This is a genomic window from Curtobacterium sp. MMLR14_006, assembly GCF_001864985.1.
Taxonomy (GTDB): Bacteria; Actinomycetota; Actinomycetes; order Actinomycetales; family Microbacteriaceae; genus Curtobacterium.
Window position 1 is genome coordinate 179,256 of the sequence record NZ_MJGU01000012.1, and the last position, 18,186, is coordinate 197,441.

The window sequence follows — 18,186 nt, forward strand, 5'->3', positions numbered from 1 at the left end:
CCACGCGACGCCCACCCGCACCGCATGCCAAACACTCCACGCGACGCCCCCCCGGAACAACGAAGCGCCCCCCGGACCGGCCGGGAGGCGCTTCGCGACGTCGTCAGAGCGTGGGGTAGTCGCCCCGCTTGACCTGCGGCTTCGGCAGGCGCAGGAAGCGCAGCTGCCACGTGCGGGTCAGGATGTAGAGGAACGTGCCGCGCTGCACCTCGCCGAACTTCGACGCGAGCTTGCGGCGCATCGAGAGCCAGAGCACCACGCAGTCGAGCACGAACAGCGCGACGAACGCCCAGACGAGCAGCAGCGAGTAGGACGCCAGGGGCGTCTGCGCGGCGGCGAACCCGACGATCAGGAAGAGCACGAGCACCGGCATCATGATCTCGCCGAGGTTCCAGCGCGCGTCGATCCAGTTGCGCAGGAAGCGACGCTGGTCACCGCGGTCCTTCGCGGGCAGGTAGCGCTCCTCGCCGTTGGCCATGCCGACCCGGGCGCGCTCGCGCTCCGAGTTGAGGCGCGCGCGGGCGGCCTTCTTGTCGACCGGCGTGTTGCCGACCAGGGGGCGGCGGTTCGCGGCCTCACGCTCGCGGCGGGACGGCGTCGGCCGACCCTTGCCCTGCTCGAGGAGTTCGCCCTCGGACGGGTTCACGGTCGTGTTGGTCTTGGGGGCTGCCTTCGCCACGGTGCGTTCCTAACGGCGGTGTGCGTGCTGGATCGTCCTCTAGATTACCGGGCATGACCGACACCCAACAGCACAGCTCCGCGACCGACCCCGCGCTCCTCGACGCCCTGCGCGAACAGGTGCACGGCGCACTGCCCGTGACGATCGCCGACCTGTCCGCGCTGGTGCGGCTGCCGTCGGTCTCGTGGTCGGCGTTCGACCCGGCGAACGTGCAGGCGAGCGCCGAGGCCGTCGCGGACCTCGCGCGGTCGACGGGCGTCTTCGCGGACGACGCGGTGCGCATCGTCCGCTCGGCCGTCGACGGCTCGACGGCGGACGCCGAGGCGTCCGGTGCGGAGCTCGGCCAGCCCGCGGTCCTCGCGGTGCGGCCGGCACGGAACGGCAAGCCCACGGTGATGCTCTACGCGCACCACGACGTGCAGCCCCAGGGCGACGACGCGCTGTGGGAGACCCCGCCGTTCGAGCCGACCCTGCGCGGCGACCGCCTGTACGGGCGCGGCGCATCGGACGACAAGGCGGGCGTGATGACGCACGTCGCCGCCCTCCGGGCCCTGCACGCGCAGTTCGGCGACGACCTCGACCTCGGCGTCGTGCTCTTCGTCGAGGGCGAGGAGGAGTTCGGCTCCCGGTCGTTCCGCACGTTCCTGCGCGAGCAGAAGGAGCACCTCGCCGCCGACGTCATCGTCGTGGCGGACAGCGACAACTGGTCGGTCGACGTCCCGTCGATCACGGTCTCGCTCCGCGGCAACGTGACCTTCAAGCTGACCCTCACCACCCTCGAGCACGCGAGCCACAGCGGCATGTTCGGGGGAGCGGCTCCGGACGCCATGATCCCGATGGTCCGCCTGCTCGCCTCGCTGCACGACGACGACGGCTCGGTGGCGGTCGAGGGGCTCACATCGTACGAGGCCGACGTCCCCTCGCGCACCGACGACCAGCTCGCCGTCGACGCCGCCCTGGTGGCGGGCGTCCGGCCGATCGGCACCGGCGAGGTCCTGTCCCGCATGTGGTTCCAGCCGTCGATCACGGTGACGGGCATGGACGTGCCGAGCGTCGCGAACGCCTCGAACACCCTCCTGCCGACGGTGTCGGCCCGCGTCTCCGTGCGCGTGGCGCCCGGTCAGGCTGCCACCGACGCCCACGCCGCCGTCGAGCGGCACCTGCGCGAGCACGTCCCGTTCGGTGCGCGGCTCGAGATCAGCGAGCCGGACGCCGGTGACGGCTTCCTCGTCGACACGGCCGGGTGGGCCGTCCAGGAGGCCCGGGTCGCCATGCAGGAGGGCTGGGGTGCCGAGGCGGTCGAGCAGGGCATCGGCGGGTCGATCCCGTTCGTCTCGGACCTCGCGGCGGAGTTCCCGGAGGCGCAGATCCTGGTCACCGGTGTCGAGGACCCGGACACCCGTGCGCACAGCCCGAACGAGTCCCAGCACCTCGGCGTGCTGCACCGCGCGATCGCGTCCGAGGCGATCCTGCTCGCCAGGCTCGCGACGCGCAGCTGACGGTGCTTACAATCGACGCCAGGCGCGGTGAACCGCACCGCCCGGAGGGAGACGCGCGATGAGCGACACCATCACCCCTGACGCACCGGCGACCGAGGCTCCGTCGCACGGCGTGCTCCTGAGCGACGCCGCGGCCGGCAAGGTGGCGAGCCTCCTCGAGCAGGAGGGCCGCGACGACCTGCGCCTGCGTCTCGCCGTGCAGCCCGGTGGCTGCTCGGGCCTGATCTACCAGCTCTACTTCGACGAGCGCCTGCTCGACGGGGACACCACCGCCGAGTTCGACGGGGTCGAGGTCGTCGTCGACAAGATGAGCGTCCCGTACCTCGACGGCGCGACGATCGACTTCGAGGACACGATCCAGAAGCAGGGCTTCACGATCGACAACCCCAACGCGCAGGGCAGCTGCGCGTGCGGTGACAGCTTCCACTGATCACCCGTCGAACCGACACGCGAGCGGGGAACGGCCGTCACGGTCGTTCCCTGCTCGCGTTTCGTCGTCCGGAGGACGCTCCGGGCGCGCCCGGGAACGGGGGAGTGACGGGTCGCGGGAGTGCGGATCGCGGCGAGGAGCGTGTCGGGTGTGCGCGAGCGGTGGCGAGCTGCGAGTAAGCTAGGAGTGTTCCAATCAGGCTGGGAGCCCCGCTGTCGCACCGTCGACCGGCTCGCTCCCGGGCTCACGTTCTTCCGAGAGGTAACAGTGCGTTCGAATCGCCGTATACGTTGGGCGGCCGTCCCGGTGGCCGTCGGTCTGGTCATCGCACTGGCTGGCTGCTCGCAGCAGCAGCTGAACGGATGGCTCCCCGGCACCGAGGGCAAGACGGACGTCACGAACCACACGAGCCGCATCGTCGGCCTGTGGACCACGAGCTGGGTCGTCCTGCTCGCCGTGGGTCTCATCGTCTGGGGGCTCATCATCTGGGCCGCCATCGTGTACCGCCGCCGGAAGGGCCAGACCGGCCTGCCCGTGCAGATGCGCTACAACATGCCGCTCGAGATCTTCTACACGATCGTGCCGCTCATCCTGGTGCTCGGCTTCTTCGCCTTCACCGCGAAGGACCAGGCCGCCATCGAGAAGCCGTTCAAGAACCCCGACGCCACCGTCCACGTGTACGGCAAGCGCTGGGCGTGGGACTTCAACTACATCGACAAGCAGAACCCCGAAGAGAGCGTCTACTACCAGGGCATCCAGGCCCAGGAAGAAGAAGACGGAAAGGGCGCGATCGACGAGTCGCAGCTGCCGACCCTCTACCTGCCGAAGGGCAAGAAGGTCGCGATCGAGCTGTCCTCGCGCGACGTCGACCACTCCTTCTGGATCATCGACTTCCTCTACAAGAAGGACATGCTCCCCGGCAAGACGAACTGGGAGTACTTCATCCCGACCAAGGAAGGCACCTACCAGGGCAAGTGCGCCGAGCTCTGCGGCGAGTACCACTCCCTGATGCTCTTCCAGGTCAAGGTCGTGTCGCCGACCGAGTACAACGCCTACCTCCAGACCCTCCGTGACCAGGGCAAGGTCGGGCTGCTCGGCGACGAGTACAACACCAACACGAACGAACCGAACAACAAGGCGCCGGTCGAGGCGTCCGCCGAGAACAAGTAGGGGCCCGTCAGATGACAACGTCACTCGTCGGCCGACCGACCCAGACCTCGACGCCGGACTTCCAGGCGTCGAAGGTCGGGCGGAAGGGCAACATCATCGTCCGGTGGATCACCTCCACCGACCACAAGACCATCGGGTACATGTACCTGATCGCCTCGTTCGTCTTCTTCCTGCTCGCCGGCATCATGGCGCTGGTCATCCGTGCCCAGCTCTTCGAACCCGGCCTGCACGTCGTCGCGACGAAGGAGCAGTACAACCAGCTCTTCACAATGCACGGCACGATCATGCTGCTGATGTTCGCGACGCCGCTGTTCTCGGGCTTCGCGAACGCGATCATGCCGCTGCAGATCGGTGCCCCCGACGTCGCCTTCCCGCGACTCAACGGCTTCGCCTTCTGGCTCTACCTCTTCGGCTCGCTCATCGCCGTCGGCGGCTTCCTCACCCCGCAGGGCGCCGCGTCCTTCGGTTGGTTCGCGTACGCGCCACTGAGTGACACGACGTTCACGCCAGGGCTCGGCGGCACCCTCTGGGTCTTCGGCCTCGGCATGACCGGCTTCTCGACGATCCTCGGCGCGGTGAACTTCATCACCACGATCATCACGATGCGTGCCCCGGGTCTGACCATGTTCCGCATGTCGATCTTCACCTGGAACACCCTCGTGACGGCGCTCCTCGTCCTGATGGCCTTCCCGGTCCTCGCGACCGCGCTGTTCGGCCTCGGCCTCGACCGTGTGTTCAACGCGCAGATCTTCAACCCGGCCAACGGCGGCGCCCTGCTCTGGCAGCACCTCTTCTGGTTCTTCGGGCACCCCGAGGTCTACATCATCGCGCTGCCGTTCTTCGGCATCGTCTCCGAGGTCTTCCCGGTCTTCAGCCGCAAGCCGATCTTCGGGTACAAGACCCTCGTCTACGCGACCATCTCCATCGCGGCGCTGTCCGTCACGGTGTGGGCGCACCACATGTACGTCACCGGTGGCGTGCTCCTCCCGTGGTTCTCGCTCATGACGATGCTCATCGCGGTCCCGACCGGCGTGAAGATCTTCAACTGGGTCGGCACCATGTGGCGCGGTTCGGTCACCTTCGAGACGCCGCTGCTCTGGGCCCTCGGCTTCCTGATCACCTTCACCTTCGGTGGTCTGACCGGCGTCATCCTGGCGTCGCCGCCGCTGGACTTCCACGTGTCCGACTCGTACTTCGTCGTCGCGCACTTCCACTACGTGGTCTTCGGCACCGTCGTGTTCGCGATGTTCTCCGGCTTCTACTTCTGGTGGCCGAAGTGGACCGGCAAGATGCTCAACGAGCGCCTCGGCAAGATCCACTTCTGGCTGCTGTTCATCGGCTTCCACACCACGTTCCTCATCCAGCACTGGTTGGGCGTCATCGGCATGCCGCGTCGCTACGCGACGTACCTGCCGAACGACGGCTTCACCTGGATGAACCAGCTGTCGACGATCGGCTCGATGATCCTCGCGGTCTCGTTCCTGCCGTTCATCTTCAACGTCTACGTGACCGCTCGGAACGCTCCGAAGGTGGCCGTGAACGACCCGTGGGGCTACGGCCGCTCGCTCGAGTGGGCGACCTCCTGCCCGCCGCCCCGCCACAACTTCACGTCGATCCCGCGCATCCGTTCGGAGTCCCCGGCGTTCGACCTGAACCACCCGGAGGCAGGTGTGCCGATCGGTGTCGGTCCCGCCAAGGACGCCCCGGATGCCCCGACCTACGACGCCGCGAAGGGCGAGGTGAAGTAAGGCGATGCGCGCCAACACCAACCTGTTCTGGATCCTCTTCGGGTTCTTCATCCTGGCGGACGCCGCCTACACGATTTGGGCGATGCTCTACTACGGTCACCCGGAGTGGGTCGGCACCGTCGCGATCGGCCTCACCGGCATCATGTCGGCGTTCATCGCCTTCTACCTCGGCAGGGTCATGTCGTCGCAGGGCGGCGTCCTGCCGGAGGACCGCCCCGACGCGAACATCGAGGACGGCGACGCCGAGCTCGGGCACTTCAGCCCCTGGTCGTGGTGGCCCATCCTGCTGGCTGCCGCTGTCGCGGTCTGCTTCCTCGGTGTCGCAGCCGGCCTCTGGATCGTGCCGATCGGTCTCGCCCTCGTGGCGGTCACGCTCGTCGGCTGGGTCTACGAGTACTACCGCGGCAACTTCGGGCACTGACCCCGCGCTGCAGCGCACCTGACACCCTCGGGCGGCACCTTCCGGTGCCGCCCGAGTCGTGTCCGGGGCGCGTCGCGGCGACGACCTCCGGTCCGATCCGGAACAAAGCGGCCCGCCCGGGGCTTGACTGGAACGGACCTCCAACCACAGCGAAAGGAGTCACCTCAGGTGACTGACAAGCGCACCCTCATCATCTTCGGCGCGACGGGCGACCTCGCCTCCCGCCTGCTGCTGCCGGGCCTCGGCACGTTCCTGCAGAGCGGTCGAGCGGTTCCCGTCCAGCTCATCGGCACGGGCCGCAGCGCCCGCAGCGAGGAGCAGTGGAAGGACGTCGTCACGAAGTCCTTCGCGTCGCAGGACGTCAAGGGCCCGGAGGTCGACGCGACCCTCGAGTCGACGAGCTTCATCCAGGGCGACCCCACCGACCCGGAGCACCTCAAGGCACTGCTCGACGCCGCCGACGCCGAGCCCATCCTCTACTTCGCGCTCCCGCCGCAGATCGCCTCCGACATCTGCGAGGCGCTGCAGCAGGTCGAGCTCCCCGAGGGCACGACCCTGGCGTTCGAGAAGCCCTTCGGCACCGACGTCGACAGCGCCCGCGCCCTCAACGAGACGGTGCTCAAGCTCGTCCCCGAGGAGCGCGTGCACCGCACCGACCACTTCCTCGGCCGCACCACGGTCCTCAACATCATCGGTCTGCGCTTCGCGAACCGCCTGCTCGAGCCGATCTGGAACGCCGAGAACATCGAGAAGGTCGACGTCTTCTACGACGAGACCCTCGGCCTCGAGAACCGCGCCCAGTACTACGACGAAGCCGGCGCGATGGTCGACATGATCCAGTCGCACCTGCTGCAGATCCTCGGCCTCGTCACGATGGACGCCCCGGCCGCGATCGACGCCGTCGAGTTCCGCTCGTCGCTCGCACGCGCCCTCCGCTCCACCCGCCTGAAGGGCGATGACGCGAAGGTCGCCTCCCGCCGTGCGGTGTACACCGCCGGCACGATCGACGGCAAGGACCTGCCCTCGTACCAGCAGGAGGACGGCGTCGACCCGTCGCGCCAGACCGAGACCCTCGCCGAGATCTCCGTCGAGGTGGACACCGCCCGCTGGAAGGGCGTCCCCTTCACCCTCCGCTCCGGCAAGGCGCTCGGCGCCAGCCGCAAGGAGGTCCTCATCACCTTCAAGCCGGTCACCCGCCTGCCCTCCGGCCTGTCCGGCCGGCCGAAGAGCGACACGCTCCGCATCGTCCTCAACCCGGACGAGATCGAGCTCACCGTCTCGGCGAACGGCGGCGGCAACCCGTTCGAGATGGGCCAGGTCACCCTGTCGTCGTCCTTCGCGGACGGCGAGCTCACCCCCTACGGCGAGGTCCTCAACGGGATCTTCCACGACGACCCGCTGCTCTCGATCCGCGGCGACGTGGCCGAGCGCTGCTGGGAGATCGTCGAGCCCGTGGTGAAGGCCTGGAAGGCCGACGAGGTCCCGCTCGAGGAGTACCGCGCCGGCTCCCGCGGCCCCGCGGACTGGGAGTCGTCGTCCTGACGGACGCGCCCGTCGCGCCCTGAACGGGCGCACCTGACGGACGGGAGGCACGGTGCCGGTCGGCACCGTGCCTCCCGTCCGTCTGTCGGTGCGTGGCGTCCAGTCAGCGCGGGCGTGCGTGCCGCCCCGTCGCGCGGGGCCCGGGACACACTCCCGCGCGTGGCTGGCCGGAAGAATCTGCTGGCGAGGCGTCTTCCTTCGCGTGGGACGACTGCCCCCACGAAGCACTCGCCGCCGATGTCCCTCGCGCGTTCCGTCCCATGGCATGTGGTGTGGGAAGCGCTTTCGCGCGTAGGCGGCAGGAAGAACGTGCTGCTCATGCGCGGAATGTCCTCCTCAGCGCAGATCAGCTGCCAACGCGAAGCACTCGCGCCGATGCTCCTCGCGCGTTCCGTCCCATCGCACGTGGTGTGGGAAGCACTTTCGCGCGTGGGTGGCAGGAAGAACATGCTGCCTATGCGCGGAACGGCCTTCTCCGCGCGGAACGGCCGCCCTCGCGAGGCACCCGCCGCCGATGTCCCCTGCGCGTTCTGTCCCATCGCACGTGACGTAGGAAGCACTTCCGCGCGTAGGCAGCAGGAAGAACATGCTGCCTACGCGCGGAACGACCTCCTACGCGCGGAACGACCTCCTACGCGCGGAACAGCCCCCGGCGCCCGCAAAGCGCCCGCACCGCGCACCTCACCCGGGGGAGCCGGCGCGGTTGCCCTGGCCCGTCCACGAGCGGGTGCCCCCGCTGCGCGAGGCCGTGCGGGTCCGGTGCCCGGTCGTGCCGCCCCTCGCGCGTGAGATCGCGTCGGCCGCCGACACCAGGGTCAGGTGGGACAGCACCTGCGGGGTGTTGCCGATGTGGTGGCCGGTGGCGACGTCGATCTCCTCGGAGAGCATGCCGACGTCGTTCGCGTAGCCGACGAGCACGTCCATCAGGCGTTCGGCGTCGTCGAGGCGTCCGGAGCCGGCGTACTGCTCGACGAGCCAGAACGAGCACGCCAGGAACGGGTGCTCGGTGCCCGTGAGGCCGTCGAAGCCGGCGGTGGTCCGGTAGCGCAGGACGAGTCCGTCGTCGCCGACGCGCAGGTCCTCCTCGATCGCCCGGACGGTGCCGGTCATGCGGGGGTCGTCCGCGGCGCAGAAGCCGATCTGGGGCAGGACGAGCAGGCTGGCGTCGACCTCGTCGGTGTCGTAGTGCTGTCGGTAGGACCCACGCGCGGCGTTCCAGCCGTGCTCCTCGATCTCGGCGCGGACGGTCTCGCGCAGGGTGCGCCAGCGCTCGACGGGGCCGTCGAGGCCGAACTCCTCGACGGCGGCCACCCCGCGGTCGAACGCGGCCCAGATCATCGCCCGGGAGTGCGTGAAGTGGCGGCGCGGCCCGCGCATCTCCCAGATGCCGTTGTCGGGCTCCTGCCAGTGCTCCTCGACGTAGCCGAGCAGGGCGCGCTGCAGTGCCCAGGAGTCCGCGCTCTCCTCGACGCCGAGTTCGCGGGCGTCGTGCAGCGCGGCGAGCACCTCGCCGAAGACGTCGCCCTGGTACTGCGTCGAGGCGCCGTTGCCGACGCGGACCGGCTTCGAGTCGGCGTAGCCGGGCAGGTGCGCGAGCTCGCGTTCCGGCAGTTCCCGCTCGCCGGCGATGCCGTACATGATCTGCACGTCGGCGGGGTCGCCGGCGACGGCGCGGAGGAGCCAGCCGCGCCAGTGCTCGGCCTCGTCGCGGTAGCCGTGCGCGATGAGCGAGGCGAGGGCGAGCGAGGCGTCGCGGAGCCAGACGTAGCGGTAGTCCCAGTTCCGTTCGCCGCCCGGGTCCTCGGGCAGGCTGGTGGTCGCGGCGGCGACGACGCCGCCGGTGTCCCCGTGGGTCATCGCGCGCAGGAAGAGCAGCGACCGTCGCGTCGCGGCCGCGTGGCGCCCCTCGGTGTGCGCGGTCGCCATCCAGTCCGTCCACCAGTCGACCGTGTGCGCGAGCGCCGCGTCCACGTCGACGGGTTCCGGGGCGTCGCGGTACGACGGGTACCAGGTGAGGACGGTGTCGAGCACCTCGCCGTCGTGCACGGTCGTCGTGGCGGTGTGCCGGTGGTCGGACGCGCGGAAGCGGACGCCGCGGACGACGACGGACCCGGGGCCGGCGGTCGCGAGCAGGGCCGGGTCGTCGTCGCCGCCGACCTGGCGCACCCACGGCAGCGCCAGGGCGTAGTCGAAGCGGATGCGCAGCACCTGCTCGACCTCGACGCTGCCGCGCAGCCCACGCACCCGGCGGACGAGCGAGGGCCGGTGGGCGCCGACCGGCATGAAGTCGGTGACCTCGACCACGCCGTCCGCCGTCGTCCAGACCGTCGAGAGCACGAGCGTCTCGCCGTGGTACCGGCGCTTGGCCGTCGCAGCGGGGTCGGTGGGGCGCAGGCTCCACTGTCCGTGGTCGGCGTCGCCGAGCAGCGCGGCGAAGGTCGCGGTGCTGTCGAAGCGGGGCAGGCAGAGCCAGTCGACCGTGCCGTCCCGGGTGACGAGCGCTGCGGTCGAGGTGTCCCCGATGACCGCGTGGTCCTCGATGCGGGCTGCCGGTGCGCCGTTGCTCATGCCCTGATCGAACCACACCCGGGCCGGAGCGCCGCCGGTCTCGCTGAGGGGTCGTTCAGACGTGGTCGGCGGCGTCCGGCTCGGCCAGACCGACCCGGGTCAGCTCGCGCCAGAGGCCGGAGCCGTCCGGTGCGTAGACCCACGGCGCCGACGAGTCGCGGGAGCGTTCCTGCGCCCGGGAGCGACCGCCGGCGAGCACCGCCTCGCTCGTGGACAGCTGGCGGATGGCGACCCCGGCGACGTTGTCCGGGTGCTCGCGGGCGAAGTCGCCGTACAGCGACTCGTCGTGCTGGCCGTCGTCGCCGACGAGCAGCCACCGCACGTCCGGGAAGTCCTGGGCGAGCCGCCGCAGGTTTTCCTGCTTGTGCAGCTGCCCGCTGCGGAAGAACCGGTCGTGGGTGGGGCCCCAGTCGGTGAGCAGCAGCGTGCCCGACGGGTACATGTTCCGCGTCAGGAAGCGCTTCAGGGTCGGCGCGACGTTCCAGGCGCCGGTGGACAGGTAGACGGTCGGCGACCCCGGGTGCTGCGCGAGCACGCGTTCGTAGAGCACCGACATGCCCGGCACCGGGCGGCGGGCGTGCTCGGTGAGCACGAAGGAGTTCCACGCCGCGAGCATCGGACGGGGGAGCGAGGTCACCATGACCGTGTCGTCGATGTCCGAGAGCAGGCCGAACCGGGTGTCCGGGTGCACGACGAAGACGTCCGCCTCGACGCTCCGCCCGCCGCCGGCCGACAGCCGGACGGTGCGCCACCCCGGCTCGAGGTTGAGCGGCACGATCGTGTCGACGACGCCGCCGCGGTCGGTCTCGACGGTGTGCGACACCCCGCCGGCACTGACGGTCACCTCGGTGTGGTCGACGGCGACGCTCGTGAAGCTGCGCCACCCGCGCACCCCGGAGTAGGACACGTCGGACGCCAGGCCGCGTCGCGTCAGCAGCACGCGGCAGAGGATCCGAACCCACCCGGGGGCGCCGTACCCGGTGTACGGGACGACCGTCGGCACGAGGCCGCGGCGCCGCGCGCGTTGCTCGCGGAACTCCTGGACGGCGTCCTCGATGCGGGCGGCTCGGTGCAGGAGGGGCTCGGCCAGCGACGGCTCGTGGTGCGTCGGGTCGGGCATGGCCCCATCAAACCATGTGGGCAGTCGAAGTCCACGAAGACGCTCATCGCGATCTGGTGAGTCGCAGCCACGTTCCAGGCGGTCTCTGCGAAGGTTGTCACCGTCAGACCAAACCGACCGCGCTGGAGCGCAAGAGGAGAACACGTGCTCGTCACCGAGGTAACGAACGCTCTGCCGGGGGGATCATCACTGCTCAGGAACGAGCCGGTCCAAGCCCGCAGTTCGGCGCGCCTCGCGGGTCTCCTCGACGCCGCCGCCGCGGTGATCGACGAGATCGGGTTCGAGCGGCTCACGACCGCGATGGTGGCCGAACGGGCGGGGGCGTCCATCGGTACCGTCTACCGGTACTTCCCGGACCGCATCGCCGTCGTCGAGGCGCTCGCGATCCGCTGCACGCAGCGCCTGGCGTCGCGCTTCGTCGAGGCGCTCGACGCCAGCGGCGCGGAGACCTGGCAGCAGGGCTGCGACGCGCTCATCCGCGCCACCGACGAGATGTACCGCACCGAGCCGGGCTTCCGGGCGATCCGCTTCGGTGACGCCGCGGATACCGGCACCGGCGACGCCGAGGACCGCATGGGGGCGCTCGGCGGGGCCGTCGGGCAGATCATGCACGACCGTTTCGGGCTGCCGCTCGACGAGCGGATCGCCCGCACCTGGGTGGTCCTCGCCGAGTCGTCGCACGCCGTGTTCGCCCGGGCGCACCGCGACCCGGCGAACCCCGACACCGGGATCATCGAGGAGTACCGCACGATGAGCCGGGCCCACCTGGAGTCGGTGCTCGCCGCCTCCTGACCGACCGTCACCGACGCCCGCGTCCGCTCGCCGAGCGACGCGGGCGTCGTCGTGTCCGGGGCGTCGGCCGGGAGGCCCGGTGCCGGTCGGTCGTTCGGCTCGCGTCCGGCAGCGGTCACCACCACCACCGCCGTGGCCGGCTGTCCGGGACACGACACGCATCGTCACGGGGTGCACCGTTGTCGCAGCCGACGGGTACTGTCGTCCGGAGTCGGGCTACCTCCGAACAGAAGGGCACCCATGATCGAGTTCCGCTCGGTGCGCAAGACCTACCCGGACGGCACCACCGCCGTCGACGGATTCGACCTGGTCATCCCCTCGCGGACCACCACCGTCTTCGTGGGTTCCAGCGGCTGTGGCAAGACCACGCTGCTCCGCATGATCAACCGGATGGTCGACCCCAGTTCGGGGTCCGTCTCCATCGACGGGTCGGACGTGTCCGGTGTCGACCCCGTCAAGCTCCGTCGGAGCATCGGGTACGTCATGCAGAACTCCGGACTCCTGCCGCACCGCAAGGTGATCGACAACATCGCGACGGTCCCGCTCCTGACGGGCGTGTCGAAGGCCGACGCCCGTGCGCGCGCGCTCGAGCTGATGGACACGGTCGGCCTCGACCGCGCCTTCGCCGACCGGTACCCGTCGCAGCTGTCCGGCGGGCAGCAGCAGCGCGTCGGCGTCGCCCGCGGGCTGGCCGTCGACCCGAACATCCTGCTCATGGACGAGCCGTTCGGCGCCGTCGACCCCCTGGTCCGCAACGACCTGCAGGACGAGCTCATCCGACTGCAGCGCGAGCTCGGCAAGACCGTGGTGTTCGTGACCCACGACATCGACGAGGCCTTCAAGCTCGGCGACCAGGTCGTCATCCTCAAGAAGGGCGGCGAGATCGCCCAGCAGGGCACCCCGTCCGAGATCCTCGCCGAACCGGCTGACGACTTCGTCGCGAACTTCATCGGCGTCGGCCGTGGCCGCCGTGCGCTCCGCGTGGAGCAGACGCCGACCGGACCCATCGTGGTCGACGGTGACGGTCGCGCCGCAGGTGTGCTCACCGGTCCGGTGAACGTCGTCGACGCCGCGTCCGCGGTGCCGCAGGGAACAGAGGCCGGGGCGCGTGCAACCGCCCCGGGTGCTCCGGCGCAGGGTGGGGGCACCCGGTGAAGTGGGTGCTGTCGAACCTCGACACCATCGGTGAGGACACGCTCTCGCACCTCGCGATCGCCCTCCCGCCGATCATCATCGCCTTCCTGCTCTCCATCCCCATCGGGTGGCTGGTGGTCCGGCTGCAGCGACCGGGCGGCTCCCGCTTCGCGGCGGGCGTCGGCAGCGGCATCGTCACGGTGGCCGGGCTCCTGTACGCGATCCCGTCGCTCGCGCTCTTCGTGGCGCTGCCGAGCATCATCGGCACCGACCTGCTCGACCCGCTCAACGTCGTGATCAGCCTGACCCTCTACGGCCTCGCGCTCATGGTCCGGTCCACGGTCGACGGACTCACCTCGGTCGACGCGGGCACGAAGGCCGCCTCGACGGCGATGGGCTACTCGTCGGCGCAGCGCTTCTTCCGTGTCGAGCTGCCGCTCGCCGGGCCGGTCCTGCTCGCCGGGCTCCGGGTGGTCTCGGTGTCGACGATCTCGCTGACCACGGTCGGCGCGGTGCTCGGCATCCAGAGCCTCGGTTCGCTCTTCACCGACGGGCTCGCCCGCGGCATCTACGAGGAGATCATCTCCGGCATCGTCATGGTGCTCGTGCTGGCCTTCGCGCTGGACGGCCTGCTCGTCCTGCTCGGCCGCGTCGCGATGCCGTGGAACCGCCGCACGACCCGGACGCAGCGTGCGTCCCGGCGCGTGCTCCAGCAGGCAGAGGTGACCTCGTGATCATCGGACAGGCATTCGGCTGGGTGTTCGACCCGGCGAACTACGCCGGCTACAACGCGATCCCGGCGCGGCTCTGGGAGCACGTCTGGATCACCCTGCTCGCGGTGCTCATCGCCGCGGTGATCGCCGTGCCGATCGGGTACGCCATCGGTCACACCCGGCGCGCCCGCGGCTTCTCGATCGCCGTCTCGGGCGGGGTCCGCGCGCTGCCGACGCTCGGCGTGCTGTCACTGTTCGGGCTGCTGCTCGGCATCGGCCTGCAGGCCCCGCTGCTCGCACTCGTCGTCCTCGCCATCCCGTCGGTGCTCGCCGGCGCGTACTCGGGCATCGAGTCCGTCGAACCGGTGACGGTCGACGCCGCGAAGGCGCAGGGCATGACCGGCTGGCAGATCCTGTGGAAGGTCGAGGTCCCGCTCGGCCTGCCGCTGCTCATCGGCGGCCTCCGCGCCGCGGTGCTCCAGGTCGTCGCGACCGCGACGCTCGCCGCCTACGTCGGCGCCGGGGGCCTCGGCGGGTACTTCTTCCTCGGTCTGAAGACCCAGGACTACGCGCAGATGCTCGGCGCCTCCATCCTCGTGATCGCGCTCGCGATCGCGTTCGAGATCGTGTTCGCCGTGCTGCAGCGGGCGGCGGTGCCGAAGGGCACCCTCGACCCCGCGGCCCGGCAGCGCCAGGGATCGCGCGAGCGAGCCCGCAATCCCATCCCGGAAGGAAATCCATCGTGATCACAGCAAAGATCCGTGTCGGCGTCGCAGCGACGCTGGCGCTGGGCGTCGCCGCCGCCCTGACCGGCTGCGCGTCGAGCGACCCGCTCGACAGCGGCTCGAGCACGTCGAGCGACTCCAAGACGATCGTCATCGGCTCGCAGCAGTACTACTCGAACGAGATCATCGCCGAGCTGTACGCCCAGGTCCTCGAGAAGGACGGCTTCACGGTCAAGCGCAGCTTCAACATCGGGCAGCGCGAGATCTACATCCCGCAGCTCGAGAAGGGCGCGATCGACGTCATGCCCGAGTACAGCGGCAACCTGCTGCAGTACTTCGACAAGGACTCGGACGCCAAGACCGCCGACGAGATCGACGCGGCCCTGCCCGACGCGCTCCCGTCCGGGCTGCGCGTCCTCGACGAGGCCGAGGCGACCGACCAGGACAGCTACACCGTCACGAAGAAGTTCTCCGAGGACAACGACGTCACGAGCCTGGCCGACCTGAAGAACGTCTCCGACAAGCTCACCGTCGGCGCGAACTCCGAGTTCCAGACCCGCCCGTACGGCCCGAAGGGCCTCAAGTCGGTCTACGGCGTCGACGTCGACTTCAAGGTCGTCGAGGACTCCGGCGGAGCGCTCACGGTGAAGGCGCTCAAGGACGACACCGTCCAGCTCGCCGACATCTACAGCGCCGACCCGAGCATCAAGGCGAACGACTTCGTCTCGCTGCAGGACCCGGAGAACCTGATCCTGCCGCAGAACGTCATCCCCGTGGTGTCGAAGAAGGTCAACGACAAGGCCGCGGCCGACATCGACAAGGTGAGCAAGGTCCTGTCGACCGACGCCCTCATCGAGCTCAACTCGAAGAGCACCGTCGACAAGGAGAAGGCGTCCGAGATCGCGAAGGACTTCCTGACCGAGAAGGGCCTGCTCTAGGCACGCTCCGCAAGAAGAACGACAGGCGTCGGGCATCTGCCCGGCGCCTGTCGTCGTTCCCGGGGGTGCTCCCGATGAACATGTTTTCCGCACGGTTGTGCCGTGCACTTCCCCTGCACGTTTGTGCACGCAAGCCTTCTACAACTTGTCGAGTCGCTTCGTCCGGCGCTACCGTTGCAGTGTCCCAACGGCTGTGACACCTGATGGAACCGATCAACAGGAAGCAACTGACGTGTACGAACTGCGCGCGGCGACCCGGCGGGGGAACGCCGCATGAACGACCTCCTCGACCCCCTGCTGCTCTCGCGGTGGCAGTTCGGTCTGACGACCATCTACCACTTCCTGTTCGTGCCGCTGACGATCGGCATGGCCGCCGTGGTGGCGGTGTTCCAGACCGCCTGGTACCGCACCGGTCGTGCGCACTACCTGCAGCTGACGCGGTTCTTCGGTCGCATCTTCCTCATCAACTTCGCGATGGGCGTCGTGACCGGCATCGTGCAGGAGTTCCAGTTCGGCATGAACTGGTCGAACTACTCGCGCTTCGTCGGTGACGTCTTCGGGGCGCCGCTCGCGCTCGAGGGCATCCTCGCCTTCTTCTTCGAGGCGGCGTTCATCGGGATCTGGATCTTCGGCTGGGACCGCTTGCCCAAGGGCCTGCACCTCGCCAGCATCTGGTGCGTCAGCGCCGGCACGATCATGTCGGCCTACTTCATCATCGCCGCGAACGCCTTCATGCAGCACCCGGTCGGGTTCGCCATGAACGAGGCGAAGGGGCGCGCGGAGCTCACCGACATCTGGGCGGTGCTCGGCAACAAGGTCGCCCTCGCGGCCTTCCCGCACACCCTGTTCGCCTGCTTCATGGTGGCTGCTGCGGTCATCATCTCCGTCGCCGCGTTCCACCTGGCGCGCAACCAGCACCTCGAGACGATGATGCCGGCGCTCAAGTTCGGCATGTGGACGATGGTCGCGGCCGGAGCGCTCACGGTCCTGACCGGCGACCAGCTCGGCCTCACCATGGTCGACACGCAGCCGATGAAGATGGCGGCGGCCGAGGCGCTCTACAACACCTCGACCGGCAAGGACGCCTCGTTCTCGATCCTGACGCTCGGCACCCCCGACGGCGTGCACGAGCTGTTCTCGATCCGCGTGCCCTACCTGCTGTCGTTCCTGTCGACGCACACCTTCAACGGCACCGTCGAGGGCATCAACGACCTGCAGGCGCAGTACAGCCAGGTGTACGGCCCCGGCGACTACAAGCCGATCATCTGGGTCACCTACTGGTCGTTCCGCTGGATGATCGCGCTCGGCATCGGTGCGGTGCTCGTGTCGCTGGCCGGGCTCTGGCTGACCCGCAAGGGCCGGTTCCCGACGCAGCGCTGGGTGTGGCGGGTGGCCACCTGGACGGTCCCGCTGCCGATGGCCGCGATGATCGTCGGCTGGGTCTTCACCGAGATGGGCCGGCAGCCGTGGCTCGTGTTCGGCCTGCTCCGGACGAAGGACGGCGTCTCGCCGAACGTGACGGGCATCGAGGTCCTCATCTCGCTCCTCGTCTTCACCCTGATCTACGGCTCGCTCGCCGTGGTCGAGTTCAAGCTGATCAAGAAGGTCGCACAGGAGGGCCCGGCCGACCCGGCCGAGGTCGACGAGACGACCGGCGAGGTCAAGCACGAAGTGACGGTCTACTAGGAATGGACGCTGTCTGATGGATCTCCCTGTCCTCTGGTTCGCGATCGTCGGCGTCTTCTTCGTCGGCTACTTCGTCCTCGACGGGTTCGACTTCGGTGTCGGCATGTCCCTGCCGTTCCTCGGCAAGGACGACACCGACCGTCGAGTCCTCATCAACACCATCGGCCCGGTCTGGGACCTCAACGAGACGTGGGTCATCGTCGCCGGTGCCTGCCTGTTCGCCGCGTTCCCGGAGTGGTACGCCACGATGTTCTCCGGGTTCTACCTGGCGCTGTTGCTCATCCTCGCCGCGCTCATCGCCCGCGGGGTGTCGTTCGAGTACCGGCACCAGGAGAAGCACCTCGAGTGGAAGCGCCGCTTCGACCTCATGATCATCGTCGGCAGCGCCGTGCCGTCGTTCCTGTGGGGCGTCGCGTTCGGCAACGTCGTCCGGGGCATCCCGATGGACGCCGGGCACAACTACACCGGCACCCTGTTCGACCTGCTCAACCCGTTCGCGCTGCTGACCGGCGCCGCGACGCTCCTCGTCTTCTTCACCCACGGCGTCGTGTTCGTCGCGCTGAAGACCGAGGGCGAGATCCGGGAGCGTGCGAAGCGCCTGGCCACCCGGGCCGGCGCCGTGACGATCGTCGTCGCCGCCGCGTTCCTGGTGTCGATGGCCTTCGTCCGTGCCACCCCGGCCTCGCTCGTGCTCTCCGTCGTCGCGGCCCTCGCGCTCGTGCTCGCGGTGCTCTGCAACGCCTGGGGCAAGGAGGGCCGCGCGTTCACGCTCATGGCCGTCACGATCGCCGCCGTCGTGCTCGCGATGTTCACGGCGATCTTCCCGGACGTCATGCCCGCCTCGAACGACCCGGCGAACAGCCTGGACGTGTACAACGCGTCGTCCGGCTCGTACACGCTCACCGTGATGAGCTGGGTCGCGCTGATCTTCGTGCCGCTCGTCTTCGCGTACCAGGCGTGGACCTACTGGGTGTTCCGCAAGCGCGTCTCCCGCGCCCAGATCACCGCGGCCGCGCACTAG

At 69.4% G+C, this 18,186-nt stretch carries 16 protein-coding genes; 13 read left to right on the top strand and 3 right to left on the bottom strand.

All coding sequences use genetic code 11. The features are described from left to right. Positions 1-103 precede the first annotated feature (103 nt). On the bottom strand, positions 104-679 hold the full coding sequence (locus tag BIU94_RS04405; RefSeq protein ID WP_083404580.1) for a DUF3043 domain-containing protein: 576 nt from the start codon (positions 677-679) through the stop codon (positions 104-106). Positions 680-732: 53 nt separating this feature from the next. Here BIU94_RS04405 and BIU94_RS04410 point away from each other — a divergent pair, with 53 nt between their 5' ends. The 6 genes from BIU94_RS04410 to BIU94_RS04435 all read left to right on the top strand — a co-directional run bounded on the left by BIU94_RS04410 (position 733) and on the right by BIU94_RS04435 (position 7,489). After that, positions 733-2,178 (top strand): dipeptidase, encoded by a 1,446-nt coding sequence (locus tag BIU94_RS04410; RefSeq protein ID WP_071254591.1) that lies wholly within the window; start codon positions 733-735, stop codon positions 2,176-2,178. Between the two features lie 58 nt (positions 2,179-2,236). After that, the gene (locus tag BIU94_RS04415) at positions 2,237-2,608 is read left to right on the top strand and encodes an iron-sulfur cluster assembly accessory protein (RefSeq protein ID WP_071254593.1); all 372 of its coding nucleotides are present in this window, start codon (positions 2,237-2,239) and stop codon (positions 2,606-2,608) included. 267 nt (positions 2,609-2,875) lie between these two features. Beyond that, positions 2,876-3,778 carry a cytochrome c oxidase subunit II gene (gene coxB / locus BIU94_RS04420; protein ID WP_071254596.1) on the top strand — a complete coding sequence of 301 codons (903 nt, stop codon included), beginning with the start codon at positions 2,876-2,878 and terminating at the stop codon, positions 3,776-3,778. Between the two features lie 11 nt (positions 3,779-3,789). After that, entirely contained in the window at positions 3,790-5,526 is a 1,737-nt protein-coding gene (gene ctaD, locus BIU94_RS04425) for a cytochrome c oxidase subunit I (RefSeq protein WP_071254598.1), read from the top strand. A 4-nt stretch (positions 5,527-5,530) separates the two neighbouring features. Continuing rightward, positions 5,531-5,947, top strand: a complete 417-nt coding sequence (locus tag BIU94_RS04430) for a cytochrome c oxidase subunit 4 (protein ID WP_071254599.1) — start codon at positions 5,531-5,533, stop codon at positions 5,945-5,947. A 168-nt stretch (positions 5,948-6,115) separates the two neighbouring features. Further along, positions 6,116-7,489 (top strand): glucose-6-phosphate dehydrogenase, encoded by a 1,374-nt coding sequence (locus BIU94_RS04435; RefSeq protein ID WP_071254602.1) that lies wholly within the window; start codon positions 6,116-6,118, stop codon positions 7,487-7,489. A 681-nt stretch (positions 7,490-8,170) separates the two neighbouring features. Here the strand turns inward: BIU94_RS04435 and BIU94_RS04440 are convergent. Then, complete coding sequence (locus BIU94_RS04440; protein ID WP_071256226.1) at positions 8,171-10,057, bottom strand: glycoside hydrolase family 15 protein; 1,887 nt, start codon at positions 10,055-10,057, stop codon at positions 8,171-8,173. Between the two features lie 55 nt (positions 10,058-10,112). Then, positions 10,113-11,177, bottom strand: coding sequence for an App1 family protein (locus BIU94_RS04445; protein WP_071254604.1), 1,065 nt, complete (start codon positions 11,175-11,177; stop codon positions 10,113-10,115). 144 nt (positions 11,178-11,321) lie between these two features. On the opposite strand from BIU94_RS04445, the gene BIU94_RS04450 reads away from it, so the two are divergent. From BIU94_RS04450 to cydB, 7 genes are all read left to right on the top strand, one after another. After that, complete coding sequence (locus tag BIU94_RS04450; RefSeq protein WP_071254606.1) at positions 11,322-11,969, top strand: TetR/AcrR family transcriptional regulator; 648 nt, start codon at positions 11,322-11,324, stop codon at positions 11,967-11,969. Between the two features lie 240 nt (positions 11,970-12,209). Beyond that, positions 12,210-13,124 carry an ABC transporter ATP-binding protein gene (locus BIU94_RS04455; RefSeq protein ID WP_071254608.1) on the top strand — a complete coding sequence of 305 codons (915 nt, stop codon included), beginning with the start codon at positions 12,210-12,212 and terminating at the stop codon, positions 13,122-13,124. Then, complete coding sequence (locus tag BIU94_RS04460) at positions 13,121-13,837, top strand: ABC transporter permease (RefSeq protein WP_071254614.1); 717 nt, start codon at positions 13,121-13,123, stop codon at positions 13,835-13,837. The genes BIU94_RS04455 and BIU94_RS04460 overlap by 4 nt, the downstream gene beginning before the upstream one ends. Then, positions 13,834-14,562, top strand: a complete 729-nt coding sequence (locus BIU94_RS04465) for an ABC transporter permease (RefSeq protein ID WP_071254616.1) — start codon at positions 13,834-13,836, stop codon at positions 14,560-14,562. Before BIU94_RS04460 ends, BIU94_RS04465 begins: the two co-directional genes overlap by 4 nt. Continuing rightward, positions 14,559-15,479: an ABC transporter substrate-binding protein gene (locus tag BIU94_RS04470; protein WP_083404581.1), complete on the top strand. Its 921-nt coding sequence runs from the start codon at positions 14,559-14,561 to the stop codon at positions 15,477-15,479. The genes BIU94_RS04465 and BIU94_RS04470 overlap by 4 nt, the downstream gene beginning before the upstream one ends. Before the next feature lie 273 nt (positions 15,480-15,752). Then, positions 15,753-17,165 (top strand): cytochrome ubiquinol oxidase subunit I, encoded by a 1,413-nt coding sequence (locus tag BIU94_RS04475; protein WP_071254618.1) that lies wholly within the window; start codon positions 15,753-15,755, stop codon positions 17,163-17,165. A gap of 16 nt (positions 17,166-17,181) precedes the next feature. Further along, on the top strand, positions 17,182-18,186 hold the full coding sequence (gene cydB, locus BIU94_RS04480) for a cytochrome d ubiquinol oxidase subunit II (RefSeq protein WP_071254620.1): 1,005 nt from the start codon (positions 17,182-17,184) through the stop codon (positions 18,184-18,186).